The sequence below is a fragment of the Acinetobacter indicus genome, assembly GCF_009914475.1.
GTDB classification, from domain to species: domain Bacteria; phylum Pseudomonadota; class Gammaproteobacteria; order Pseudomonadales; family Moraxellaceae; genus Acinetobacter; species Acinetobacter indicus.
This window is the reverse complement of sequence record NZ_CP045198.1, coordinates 1,390,123-1,402,741: the sequence shown is the minus strand read 5'-3', so window position 1 is coordinate 1,402,741 and position 12,619 is coordinate 1,390,123. Positions and strand designations below refer to the sequence as shown.

Here is a 12,619-nt window from a genome sequence, read left to right as displayed (position 1 = left end):
CAGGCAAGCGCATATACAAAAAGTGACAAAGCCTGTCTAAAAAATGCGCGCTGTTTGTAACAAAGTTCAACCGGGGCTTCATCCTCCCTCCTTTATAGAGAAATGTTGCGGGAAAAGTGGCATAAAAAAACCTGACCGGAGTCAGGTTTATTGAAGGTGTTTCTACTTATGCATGAAACAGGGTGTCGTGATATTCCGCCAGCGCGACCAGTTCATCTTTGGTCAGATTTGGAATAATTTTATCCACCGCAATATGTACAGCTTTAATAACCGCAGCTGAGCCAATATCAGCTGCTTTACGTTTGATCATGCCCAAATCGAGGGTTTTATTAAAGTCATTCATAAAATGACGCACAGTAGCTTCAGCAAACTGTTTATACAACTCGGCCAAAGCAGACTTGTTAATGTCATTGCCGGCTTTAATTTCGGCATAGGTGTTTTTTAGATTGGTCACCAGGCTGGCATCTAAACTTTCACCGACACGCGTGTTGCCGTCTGCATCTTTAAACAGGCTGCGTTCAGAAAATTCAATTGATTGCTTGACCACATCGTTCGGGGCTTTACTCAACAATTGCTTGAGTAACACCGCTACGGTGGATTTGACATAACCGGCCAGTTTTTCCGCAGTATCGCGTTTGTCACTTGGCGGGAAACGGCGGACAAGCTCGGTTAAAATGGCATCAATGATTTCATCATTAATCATTAATGCTGTTTTATCACGTAATGGATACAGCGGTTCGCTTGAATTTTTTTTCTGCTGCGCAGTTTGAATGGTATTTAAAAGTTCCTCGGAAGGAATAAAACCAAAAAATGGCATCTGTTAACCTCAATGTTTTTTTATTGTCGCGCTAAACGAATAGGGCGAGGCATCCATGTTAAATCCGATACACGACATGGATTAATGTCTAATCCGCCACGACGTGTATAGGTGGCATACACCATCAGTTTTTCAGGATTCAGGTTTTGCCAGATGTCGGCAAACATCTGTTCAACACATTGCTCATGAAAACCGTTATGCTGACGGTAAGAAATAATATAAGCCAAAATACTGCGATAACAAGGTTTTTTACCCTGATAGCGGATAAAAACTGTGCCCCAGTCAGGTTGACTGGTGACCGGACAGTTACTTCTCAGTAAATGTGAATACAGTTGCACTTCGACCTGTTCGTCTTGCTCGGCATCGTGCTGTAATAAGGACGCATCCGGATGATTTTCCAGTCGGGTCGGGCTTAAGTCATCAATACATATGCCTTCAGGATGGCTAATTGCCAGATCATCGACAGATAACAGTTCCAGATTGACCTGTGCCTGTGCCGCGGCTGATAAATCCTGCTCGACGGTATTGATCAGCGCGTCTGTTGAAGCAAAGGTGCTAAAGTTCAAACTGTTGAAATACAGCTTTAAAGATTTCGACTCGATTAAATTTGGTGAGGTGGCAGGCAAGTGAATCCGGCCAATAGCAACTTGCGGAACGCCGGCTGCATTTAACCAGGACATCTCAAAGACATGCCACCAGTCTTTACCTTGCTGAATACCAGCCACATGCGCATATTTTTCCCGCGCTTCAGCACGCGCAATCGGAAACAGCACATCAGGTTGATAAGTTGTAGGGTACTGAGTGTCTTTACCCAATAAAGAATTTTCTACGCTCATTATTCACGCATTCCTGAACCACGGGAGAGTAAATGATAGGCAATGCCATATAACACAGCACAGCATAATGTAATCACGCCTAGGGAAACGGTCACGTTGACATCGCTATGTCCTAAAATGCCATAACGGAAGGCGTTGACCATATACACTACAGGGTTAATTAAAGAAAGGTTTTGCCAAAACGGCGATAATGCACTAATTGCATAGAACACACCACCTAAATAGGTGAGCGGTGTTAGCACAAAGGTTGGAATAATGGAAATATCATCAAATGATTTGGCATAAACGGCATTAATAAAACCGCCTAAAGACAGTAATAATGAAGTGATCAGTACGGTATAAATAGTCACAAACCAGTTGGTAATGTATAGGTCGGTGAAAAACAGGCTCATTAAGGTCACAATAATGCCGACCAGTACGCCGCGACATACTCCACCCAGCACATAGCCCCACAAAATGGCATGTAATGGCACCGGACTCATGATCAGTTCTTCAATGCTTTTCTGGAATTTGGCACTAAAGAAACTAGAGGAGACGTTGGCATAACTGTTGGTAATGACCGCCATCATGATCAGGCCGGGCACAATAAACTGCATATAGCTAAAGCCGCCCATTTCCCCAATACGTGAACCGACCAGATTACCGAAAATCACGAAATATAGACTCATGGTGATGGCCGGTGGTAACAGGGTTTGTGGCCAGATCCGCATAAAACGGCGGATTTCCTTATGAACCAGCGTATACAGCGCAACTCTTAATTGATTAAAGTTCATTGCGCGACTCCTGCAAGATTTTTCTCTACCATCTTCACAAATAATTCTTCAAGACGATTGGCCTTGTTGCGCATACTGCGCACCTGTACCCCTTGTGATTCCAGTAACTGGAACAGCTCATTCACGGTATGGGCCTTGTCCATAGTCACTTCCAGGGTCAGCGGATCGACCAGATTAAAACGTACCCCGATAATATCCAGATGAATGGGCTGAATCGGCTGAACTAGATCGAAAATAAAGGTTTCTTCATTCAGCTGGTTCAGGAAGCCTTTCATGGTGGTGTCTTCTTTAATCACACCGCGGTCAATAATGGCAATCCGGCGGCACAGCATTTCCGCTTCTTCCAGGTAGTGGGTGGTCAGAATAATGGAAGTGCCACTATTGTTCATTTCAATCAGGAAATCCCACATCGAGCGGCGCAGTTCGATATCGACCCCGGCGGTCGGTTCATCCAGAATCAGCAATTTCGGTTCATGCATCATGGCGCGGGCAATCATCAAGCGGCGTTTCATCCCGCCAGATAGCATTCGCGCTTGCGTGGCACGTTTATCCCACAGCCCCAGTTTTTCTAAATACAGTTCGGCGCGCTGCTGCGCCACTTTTTTGGGAATACCGTAATAACCGGCCTGGGTCACCAGAATATCAAAGGTTTTTTCAAAATGACCAAAGTTAAACTCTTGTGGTACCACGCCCAGACACTGTTTGGCTTGAGAGGGATGGGTATCCAGATTGTGGCCAAAAATTTCCACGGTGCCCGAGGTTTTCTTGGTTAAGGAGCTAATGATACTGATCGTTGTAGATTTGCCTGCACCGTTGGGACCCAGCAGCGCATAAAATTCACCTTCAGGTACGGTCAAATTGATACCTTTTAAGGCCTGAAACCCATTGCGATAGGTTTTAGACAAGTCTCTTAACGTCAATGCATCAGTCATGAAAATCTCGCATGGTGTAGGGAGAGGCTATTGTGAGCGATATTGCCCAATAAACCAAGTAATCTACCGGGAATTCTGCATCGTATATTTGGAACGATTGCTTAAAGCATAAGCATAAAAATAAAGAACTTATATATAGTTGCTTTACCTTGTGCATTTTTTTGTTATGATGTGCGACGCGCGCTCGTAGCTCAGTTGGATAGAGTACAAGTTTCCGAAGCTTGGGGTCGTGGGTTCGATTCCCGCCGGGCGCACCAAATTCTGATCAATAAAAAACTATAAAAATTACCAAGATTCAATCATTTAAAATTCTTTACTTCAGTTTTGAACCAAAATCCTTTCCATAATCTGGCTTGAATAACGAATGCTGAACCATCATCGAAGGGCAATGCTTATTGGTTTGCCTTTCTATCTGTGGTTAAAAAGTAGTCATAGGACTGCATTTTCTTTGTATTTTTATCTTTGTTCTGATTAAAAAATATCACTTTTAGGTTTTTACAGCCTCATCACCGGCAAAACAGAAACATCCGCTTTAAGCTTTACATGAGGACAGAAAGGCTGAATAAAAAATCTGTTTAATCAGAAAAATCTCGTCACTACATCAGATCAGTTTAGTGAGATATAGAAGCACCTAAATTTAAATAATCTATATGATTTTAAAATATTTTTTCTTTATATGACTGACGTTGAGATGGCATATCAAAAATAAGCATAACTGTCGGATGAATTCGCCATAGCCGGAAGCGATTTTTCAGCCTATAAATATCGCAGGGTAAATTATTAAAACACCATAAGAGTCAGAACAATGGGTTATATCGTTAAATTAATTCCTGAAGAAGTCTATTTTGTGCCGAATGATCATGAAATTGGCATGACAGAATCGCGTGAAAAAGCAATTGTAGAGGGTCTGTTTTTCGAATATGCCAATGCGCGGGAAAAAGTCAGGCTGTTTAATAAAGACCTGGTTGAAAATATTGATTACATCATTGAATCGACCAGCGAAGATCCGGTGCAACTCAAGTAAAGCTAGACATAATCCAAGAAAAATAATCACAGAAAAAGGACGCTGAATTGAGCGTCCTTTTGATAAATAGGGGATCAATGAGTCGTATCTAGCTTATTCATTATGGATGATTCGGTTCCTGATACACAATCAGGGCCGTTAAAATAGGAACTGCGAAGGCTGGAATTAACAGCATAATCCAGTACTCGACGCTTGGCATGTTGCTCAAGAATTGATACACGATAAAACCTAGACCTAAAACTGCAAACAGGCAGAATGCAAACAGAATAATAAATTTTTGCATCTTCAATTCCTCTTTTTAATTTAATGTCTCAAGTCCACTATAACGGATAACGCAGAATTTAGAAAAAGACTTATGTTTCATTCTGTTGCCGGCGATTATTTGCTATCAATCTAGCGATAGAGCAGGGTGAAAATGAGAGCAGATGCGCTGAAAAAATAAGGCTGAACTTCACGACAGCAATATAATAAGCCTGATTAAGTTTTGTTCAATAGTCTTTTTGCTATACAAATGCTGAGAAATGTTAGAAGGCTTGCCAATCCAAGCCGAAGGGGACTATAGTGAACCTACAGTAGGTCGCAAAACAAAGACGCTACGATGTAGTTGGACGGATCAATGACAGCTTGTTGAGTTTGTAACTCCGGTTCAAACAATAGATCTAGCACTAGCCTTCCAACATAAAAAAGCTCGCAGCAATGCGAGCTTTTTCTTGCTTAAAATAATGATGAATTGAGCGTCACATTGAGCAAATTGTTAAGAATAAGAAAAACCGGATAAAATGTTAAACTATAAAAATCAATCACTTATTTTTAATTGTAATGACCTAATAAAGCATAGAATTAACATTGTCAAACAAATTAACAACTCTGTTTAGTCAAACTTGAATCAGCTATGCTATAACAAATTGTCTTCAAGAAAACCAATGATAAGAGGAAATAACCATGAGCCAATTAATTGATATTAAAGTAGAAGATCAGTATCAGCACCGTTATGATGCCAAAGCACAGCTGCGTCAGATTGCTGAAAATGCCAAAACAGCTGAATTGCCGTTATTTAAGAAAATTGACCATATTATTGTCGAGGATGAAATTATCCTGCCAAGTATTGAATTATTTTTTGAAAGCCAGAAGAGCAATAATATTTATAAAATTATTGAATAGAAAGAAACTTAGCATTTGCTAAGTTTCTTGTTTTAAGCTGGCCTAAGCGGTTTCAAACTGATTCAGCACATGCGCCAACAGTTGATAAAGCGCCAGACGATTTTTATTGGCCTGCTCAACTTCTGTTTTATTTAAGCGGATTTCTTTTTTCAAACGACCTTGTGTACGTTGTTGTACACAGACATGCTGCGAAGATACCGGATCATTTTTAAGCGTTAATTGTGGGCCTTGATGATAATGAAACAAGGCATGTAAACATTGATCCAAGCTCGGATAAAAATGAGAAATGGTTAAGGCGGTGAGGTTCGCAGACTTAGGAATATGCCGACTCATACGTCTTTACTCTTTATTTATAAGTGACCTGATTCTAAAAGACTTGTGCCCATTTTGCATGCATAAAGTTGTAAAAAGCGATGCTTGATCTTCAAGGACTTCAAAACAGGTGATGATTTCACTCTAACCGCTTTAAATCAGGCTGACATCAACATCGTATTTATGAAATTCCTGTAAAATGCTGCGCAGCATCTGTTGGGCGGTTTCATCTGCAGCGTTCAGGATGATTTCCTGATTGCGGGTGCTGTCGAAGCATTCAATCGCCTGAATCAGCCAGCGCTGTTCATGTTCGGTGCTGTGAATGATGATACGGCGGGGCTGTAACTGTGCAGAAACCTGACGTGGAATGACATGGGTAATGGCCAGCTGAATCTGCTTGAGTTCGTCTTTAGGACTTAAAAAGGTGATGACCCAGTTTCCGACTTTGCTGAGTTGCATCGGATTATCAAAGGGTTCAAATTGCAGGTAGTGCAGGGCAGACATGCTTCATTCCCAACAGAATACAGAGCTGTTGTTATGCCGTGCTGTGGCCAATCTCACTATTGGTCTTAAGTCTTAGTGTTTTAAGAAAGGATTGCTTATTTTTAATTATTTTTCTAAAAGCTGAACAATAACCGCTATTTATAAAGGTTTTTAGCGCATATAAAGAAAATTCTTAGATGAAAAAAGACTTAAAGCAAAGCAAAATTATATGAATCTTCAGGCACTTTGCAGGCTCTGCAGCGAAAAGTTAATTTGCTGTAAAGCATGGTTCAGTTCTTTTGGTGGCAAACGCGATTCCTGTAATTCGGTGATCCACTGCATTTGACACAGTTTCAGGCTACGAATATCTGGTGCGGCCTGAATGCGGAGAATAAGCTGCTTGGCCATTAGTCCACAATAGCGCTGTAACAAGCTAGCCATTAATTGCTTGGTGTCTTCAAAGCTCAAGGCAACCAGCGGTTCTGGCTCTGGTTCCACTTCTGGTGGTACTTCAATTTCCAGGACTGGAATTTCTGGAGCAATCTGAGCGGGTTCGGCTTCAGCCACTTTGGCCGCTGAAGACGGGGCAATAATATGTTCGACCCATTTTTCCACCAGTTTTGGCACCGGCGTATTTAAGGTGGTTTTAATTTCTGAACGTAGGATAGAGACTGCTTCACTTTGCGGTTCGGCTTGAGCTGGCACCAAAATTTCTGCTTCAGCTGGCTCGGTCGCAGCAGAGCTGATTAAACCCATCTCCAGTAATTGTTCAATTAATTCTGGCGTGGCAATACGCTGTTTAAACTGGTCGCCCAATTGCTCGAAATCTTCGGTTCCAATTAGCACCAGAAGACGGCGTTGACGTGCATTCAATTGCAGCTGGCGTTGTTGCAGGGCGTCAATGCCCAACTGTGTTTTATGATAATGAATCATGCCTTAATTTATTCCCCAAATAAATTAAGGCTGACTATAAAGAATGAAAATTACACTAATATTAAGGGTTTATGACATTGTTGGGCTTAGAGTGTGACGATGTTGGCGTTCTCAAGGGCTTTTCTTAAATAAGGGTCAAGTTCATCCTGACGCAGTAACCATTGGATATAATCATTTGGTAAATCGGCAATGGCCGTACCGCGATGCTTACCAAAACTCATGACACGTGGAATACGGGCGTCTTCAGATGCAGCATATAAGGCTTCAATACTGTCAATTTGCAGATGATGCACAATATGCATCAGGATATTGGCAGTCAGAATAATATCCATATCGGCCCGATGGGCTTTTTTAATCATATCGCGGGCTTTTTCGCTGCCTTTGCTGATCATGTAAATTAAGGCAGAAATGTTGTGTGCTTCAACATCGGGCCAGACCAGACGCGCCAGAGCAAGGGTACAAATCGCCTTAATATGAGAAGTATCAACACCGCATTTTTGAATAGCGCGAATGTCATAATCAATATTGTGACCAATGATATACAGCGTTTCTTCAGGTAGGCAGAAGCTGGTGTAATGCGGCTGATCAATCAGGTCGGATTCCAGAATATGATGCACGGCCATCGCGGCATAGGAAATCGGTTCATCGACCTGATAAAACTGGTCAAAAATTTGCGATTTATCCAGGCTGATTTTGCCCTGTTGTAATTGAATGGGCGCATAGGCAACTTCGATCGGATAACCATTCAGGGTATGGGTTTCAGTGTCGAGAATAATCGCGTGCATGTGCTCATTCGCTTGTTAAGGGATTTAAAAAGCAATCTAACACTATCATGTTGAAAGTTACAGGGCTGTCGGGCGAATAATCGGCATTTGTGGGCCGTTCAGCTTATCTATTTTAAAGATAAGTGACTCTATTTTAAAGATAAGTGACTCTATTTTAATACAATACACTTATATATTAATTGCACTGATATTGCCTGAGCGCAGCAAACAGCGTAAAAGTGAAAATTGCGAAGGACGCAACTTTAGAATAATACCTGTATAAGGATAATCAGATGAGAAAAATTTGGCTTAGCGTGGCGTTGGCCAGCAGCAGTTTATTTTTAACGGCATGTAATGATGACAATGACAACAGCGCAGTCATCATTGATGATGGTATTCCGAAGCATAATATTAGCCAGCCAGTAGGAAAAGCTGAACTTTATTTAGACCAGGATTCCAATGCGAATATGGTCTTACAGTCGGTTAGTGCTTCACAAACCTTGATGACGTATAAAATGCTAGGAGTGAATGGGCAGGAAACACAAGCTACGGCCTTGCTGTTTGAACCCAATCAGCCTAAACTGGCTGGTGGATGGCCCATTGTGGTCTGGGCGCATGGCACAACAGGTGTGGCAGACGCGTGTGCGCCGAGCCGTCAAGGTTTAAAAGGAAATGAATACTTCATTGCTAAATTATTGGCTGCAGGTTACGCCGTTGTTGCACCCGACTATGAAGGTTTAGGTGAACCAAGCGGTAAAGAATCACATCCATTCTTAAATTTAAAAAGTGCGGCGTATTCGATTACAGATGCTGTTGTCGCTGCAAGCAAACTTTTGGGTAATACGGCAGAAACGCGATGGAGTGTAGTTGGGCATTCACAGGGGGGCATGCGGCTTTAGGTGCAGCACAGTATGCCTCACGGGCGCAGTTAAATTATAAAGGTGCCATAGCTATCGCACCTGCATCAAATTTAGCCTTGGTATTGGCGGGTGGTGAACAAAAAGCAGCTCAAGAGCAAGATGTAATAAAGAAAGTACAGACACTTGCACCATTAGATACGTTTACTGCTCTAATTGCTGCGGGGTTAAAAAATACTGCTCCAACCTTGCAATATTCTGAAATATTTGTACCGCCAACAGATCAACTTGCTGCTCAGGCAGAGTCTCTCTGTTATGAAACATTAGGTGGGAGTATAGCTCAGCCAATGCTAGAGCATGTGATGTCGGTTGGAAAATTGGATGGTTATCCGCGTACTCAACCGAATTTCATGACGACCATCCCTGAAGTTAAAGATTTCTTAACTAATAGCTCACAGCCGTTAAAAGTGAAAATCAGTACGCCTATATTTATTTATCAAGGAACAGCAGATCCAACTGTCCCGAAACAAGTTACCGATTACTTAGTTCAGTCGGCTCAAGGGGTGGGAACTAAAATTCATTACGTCACCGATCAGGACTTACCTATAGATCAGAAATGGGATCATGGCTCTGTATATGTCGATAATTGGGATGAGATTGTGGCAGATGTGAAATCGATCATGCCTACCCAATAATTTTTTCAATTCCGGTAAAGATAGAATTAATGATATAGCTCATGTTTTTATAAAAACATGGGCTATTTTTATGCAAAACTGATTAAAGTTGATGGGTAAAAAATATAAAGTTCATGTTACAATATGCACCAATCTTAGCACGGCTTAAAAGCCCTACATGAATAGGACCTCGCTAATGTTTGCCAATATCTCTATTGCTGACTTTGATCCAGATTTAGCTCAAGCAATCTCTAATGAAGATGCGCGTCAAGAAGCGCATATTGAGCTAATCGCTTCAGAAAACTATTGCTCACCTGCAGTAATGGAAGCTCAAGGTTCAAAACTGACCAATAAATATGCAGAAGGCTACCCAGGCAAACGCTATTACGGCGGTTGTGAATATGTAGACGTTATTGAACAATTGGCTATTGACCGTGCTAAAGAACTCTTTGGTGCTGACTATGCTAACGTTCAGCCGCACGCAGGTTCTCAAGCAAACTCTGCAGTTTACTTAGCATTACTGAACCCGGGCGACACAGTTTTGGGTATGAGCCTGGCTCACGGTGGTCACTTGACTCACGGTGCAAAAGTTAGCTTCTCTGGTAAAACATATAACGCGGTTCAGTACGGTTTAAACCCTGAAACTGGCGAAATCGACTATGAAGAAGTTGAACGTCTGGCTTTAGAACATAAACCACGCATGATCGTTGCTGGTTTCTCTGCATACAGCCAAATCGTAGATTGGCAGCGTTTCCGTGACATCGCAGACAAAGTAGGCGCTTACCTGTTTGTGGATATGGCACACGTGGCTGGTCTGGTTGCTGCAGGGGTTTACCCGAACCCGGTACAAATTGCTGACGTCACTACAACCACTACCCATAAAACACTACGTGGTCCACGTTCTGGTTTAATCCTGGCTAAAGCCAACGAAGAAATCGAGAAGAAATTACAATCTGCTGTGTTCCCAGGCAACCAGGGTGGTCCATTGGTTCACGCGATTGCTGCAAAAGCAATCTGCTTTAAAGAAGCAATGGCGCCTGAATACAAAGCCTATCAACAACAAGTTGTGAAAAACGCACAAGCGATGGCTGAAGTGTTAATCGAACGCGGTTACGATGTGGTATCTGGCGGTACGAAAAACCACTTGTTCCTGTTATCTTTAATTAAACAGGACATCACCGGTAAAGATGCGGATGCTTGGTTAGGTGCTGCTCACATCACTGTGAACAAAAACTCTGTACCAAACGATCCACGTTCTCCATTCGTCACTTCTGGTATCCGTATTGGTACACCAGCAGTAACCACACGTGGTTTCGGCGAAGCTGAAGTACGTGAACTGGCTGGCTGGATCGCTGACATCCTAGACAGCAAAGGGGATGAAGCTGTAATTGCTGATGTCAAAGCAAAAGTTGAAGCTGTTTGCGCGAAATTCCCGGTTTACGCGAAATAAGCCCGCACTTGAGAAAAAGCTCCCTCAAGGGAGCTTTTTTTATAGGTGCTAAAAAAAAATTGCAATTATTCAGCCGGATTAAATTCTGCTATAACAGTTGCATAGCACTTGTGAAATAGATCAATTATTTTTATTTTTGGCTGATAATGATAAAGGAACAAAGAATGGATAAACCGACAATTATTTTGTCTGAACAAGACTTGCACCGTTTAGAAACCATGCTTGAACATCAGTCTAAACTTACCCCGACCATGGAACATTTGGAAGATGAGCTGGCGCGTGCCGAAGTGGTTGCACCGCAAGATGTGCCAAGCAATGTGGTGACTATGAATGCCCGCGTGCTGGTGACCATTGCACCTTTCCCGGAACCAACCGAAATTACGCTGGTGTATCCGCATGACTTCCGTGGCGATAAAGGCCAGGTCAATGTACTGGCACCTGTCGGGGCGGCTATTTTAGGGCTGGCTGAAGGGCAGGAAATTGAATGGCCACAACCGGATGGTCATATTATGAAAGTCCGTATTGATAAAGTGTTGTATCAGCCGGAACGTGAAGGTGATTATTTATAATCTCCGCTGCGCGAAAAATTAAAGCCCTCAGTTGAGGGCTTTTGTGTCTTTGCAGTTTGGCTTAAAAATTTGATAAGTATGCGCGAAAAGGAGAGGATTCACTCTCTGTCATTGATCAGTAAAATATTGTTAATTTTAAATATTCCGCTTTTACTGCATTTGCAAAAAGTTACAGCTTGCTTTATATAAAAGTCTTAGTATAAAAAATGATTTGATCAAGCTGATGATGTTATGCCGCAAATAGATGTGTTAGAACCATTAACAGAGCTGGAGCTGAACCGGGATACCATTCTCTCGATCAAGCGTCATGAGCTGGTGCCGGTATTAAGTGACCAGTACAAATTAAATCATTATGCTGATGCCCTCATTCAGTCGCAGGCAGTGCTGTTAAACGGGGTTGATCCGCACATGACCCAGCAGCTCAGTCAAACCATTGAAGAATTGATCCGCATGCTGGCGGATTCCAAAAAATATCTGAAAAAACGCAAATTTAATGCGCTGCAAAAATGGCTGGGGATTGATCTGGAATATGGTTCCAGTCAGGTGGAATATTATAAAAAGCTGGACCGCTTACTCGATCAGGCCAATCATTTAAGCCAGAAATTACAGATCGAAATTCAGAAATCTCAAGCGCGTTTTCAGCAGTTACGTGGCTTAAGAGAGCAGATGGCGCAGCATATTGTCGCCGCTGAAGAATTTTTGACTGAATATCCAAGTTTTGTGAAACATCAACATCCTTTAGATAACTTCTCGGAACGATTATCTAAAAAAATAAATACACTGCGCACACTGCAGGCGAGTAATGATATTGCCATTACCCAGATGCAGCTGAGCCAGCAGCTGTCATTTACCTTGTTGGACCGGTTTAAGGAAGCGCAGCAGGTGCTGATTCCGGCCTGGCAATATCATGTCAAACAAAGTCAGCAAAGCAGCTCGACAAGTGAGCTGGAAAAGCTTGATAATAGTCGGGAAAATCTGATTAAAACGCTAAAAAAATCACTCGAAAACAGCTCTAAATAGAATCAAATATAAGG

General features: G+C 42.2%; 14 protein-coding genes, 1 tRNA gene and 1 pseudogene. 7 read left to right on the top strand and 9 right to left on the bottom strand.

Features of this window, described 5'->3' with window-relative positions; translation table 11 throughout:
* Nucleotides 1–166 precede the first annotated feature (166 nt).
* Genes GA693_RS07175 through GA693_RS07160 form a run of 4 tightly spaced genes read right to left on the bottom strand, consistent with a single transcriptional unit; the run spans nt 167 to nt 3,358 of the window.
* The gene (locus GA693_RS07175; protein WP_045795622.1) at nt 167–817 is read right to left on the bottom strand and encodes a hypothetical protein; all 651 of its coding nucleotides are present in this window, start codon (nt 815–817) and stop codon (nt 167–169) included.
* A gap of 20 nt (nt 818–837) precedes the next feature.
* Entirely contained in the window at nt 838–1,653 is an 816-nt protein-coding gene (gene queF / locus GA693_RS07170; RefSeq protein ID WP_160241164.1) for an NADPH-dependent 7-cyano-7-deazaguanine reductase QueF, read from the bottom strand.
* Nucleotides 1,653–2,426, bottom strand: coding sequence for an ABC transporter permease (locus tag GA693_RS07165; RefSeq protein ID WP_005179108.1), 774 nt, complete (start codon nt 2,424–2,426; stop codon nt 1,653–1,655). The genes queF and GA693_RS07165 overlap by 1 nt, the downstream gene beginning before the upstream one ends.
* Nucleotides 2,423–3,358: an ABC transporter ATP-binding protein gene (locus tag GA693_RS07160; protein ID WP_005179107.1), complete on the bottom strand. Its 936-nt coding sequence runs from the start codon at nt 3,356–3,358 to the stop codon at nt 2,423–2,425. Before GA693_RS07160 ends, GA693_RS07165 begins: the two co-directional genes overlap by 4 nt.
* A gap of 180 nt (nt 3,359–3,538) precedes the next feature.
* Here GA693_RS07160 and GA693_RS07155 point away from each other — a divergent pair.
* Together GA693_RS07155 and GA693_RS07150 are read left to right on the top strand one after the other, a co-directional pair.
* Nucleotides 3,539–3,615: transfer RNA gene (locus GA693_RS07155), tRNA-Arg, on the top strand.
* A 548-nt stretch (nt 3,616–4,163) separates the two neighbouring features.
* Entirely contained in the window at nt 4,164–4,382 is a 219-nt protein-coding gene (locus tag GA693_RS07150) for a hypothetical protein (protein WP_160241165.1), read from the top strand.
* Nucleotides 4,383–4,482: 100 nt separating this feature from the next.
* On the opposite strand, the gene GA693_RS07145 is transcribed toward GA693_RS07150, so the two are convergent.
* On the bottom strand, nt 4,483–4,665 hold the full coding sequence (locus GA693_RS07145; protein WP_005179103.1) for a hypothetical protein: 183 nt from the start codon (nt 4,663–4,665) through the stop codon (nt 4,483–4,485).
* Between the two features lie 659 nt (nt 4,666–5,324).
* Between GA693_RS07145 and GA693_RS07140 the strand changes: the two genes are divergently transcribed.
* Entirely contained in the window at nt 5,325–5,543 is a 219-nt protein-coding gene (locus GA693_RS07140) for a hypothetical protein (RefSeq protein WP_005179101.1), read from the top strand.
* 42 nt (nt 5,544–5,585) lie between these two features.
* Here GA693_RS07140 and GA693_RS07135 read toward each other — a convergent pair whose 3' ends face one another.
* The 4 genes from GA693_RS07135 to GA693_RS07120 form a co-directional block, all read right to left on the bottom strand.
* The gene (locus GA693_RS07135; RefSeq protein ID WP_005179099.1) at nt 5,586–5,876 is read right to left on the bottom strand and encodes a hypothetical protein; all 291 of its coding nucleotides are present in this window, start codon (nt 5,874–5,876) and stop codon (nt 5,586–5,588) included.
* 132 nt (nt 5,877–6,008) lie between these two features.
* Nucleotides 6,009–6,359, bottom strand: a complete 351-nt coding sequence (locus tag GA693_RS07130; protein WP_016659196.1) for a hypothetical protein — start codon at nt 6,357–6,359, stop codon at nt 6,009–6,011.
* A gap of 216 nt (nt 6,360–6,575) precedes the next feature.
* Nucleotides 6,576–7,271, bottom strand: coding sequence for a hypothetical protein (locus GA693_RS07125; RefSeq protein WP_160241166.1), 696 nt, complete (start codon nt 7,269–7,271; stop codon nt 6,576–6,578).
* 86 nt (nt 7,272–7,357) lie between these two features.
* Complete coding sequence (locus GA693_RS07120; RefSeq protein ID WP_005179094.1) at nt 7,358–8,056, bottom strand: putative quorum-sensing-regulated virulence factor; 699 nt, start codon at nt 8,054–8,056, stop codon at nt 7,358–7,360.
* Between the two features lie 272 nt (nt 8,057–8,328).
* On the opposite strand from GA693_RS07120, the pseudogene GA693_RS07115 reads away from it, so the two are divergent.
* The 4 genes and pseudogenes from GA693_RS07115 (at nt 8,329) to GA693_RS07100 (ending at nt 12,605) form a co-directional block, all read left to right on the top strand.
* Nucleotides 8,329–9,587: pseudogene (locus GA693_RS07115) on the top strand (alpha/beta fold hydrolase).
* 175 nt (nt 9,588–9,762) lie between these two features.
* Nucleotides 9,763–11,016, top strand: coding sequence for a serine hydroxymethyltransferase (gene glyA / locus GA693_RS07110; RefSeq protein ID WP_005179092.1), 1,254 nt, complete (start codon nt 9,763–9,765; stop codon nt 11,014–11,016).
* Nucleotides 11,017–11,180: 164 nt separating this feature from the next.
* Nucleotides 11,181–11,585: a nucleoside diphosphate kinase regulator gene (gene rnk, locus GA693_RS07105; RefSeq protein ID WP_005179090.1), complete on the top strand. Its 405-nt coding sequence runs from the start codon at nt 11,181–11,183 to the stop codon at nt 11,583–11,585.
* Between the two features lie 231 nt (nt 11,586–11,816).
* A complete protein-coding gene (locus GA693_RS07100; RefSeq protein WP_005179089.1) occupies nt 11,817–12,605 on the top strand; it encodes a hypothetical protein in 789 nt (262 codons plus the stop codon).
* Nucleotides 12,606–12,619: the final 14 nt, after the last annotated feature.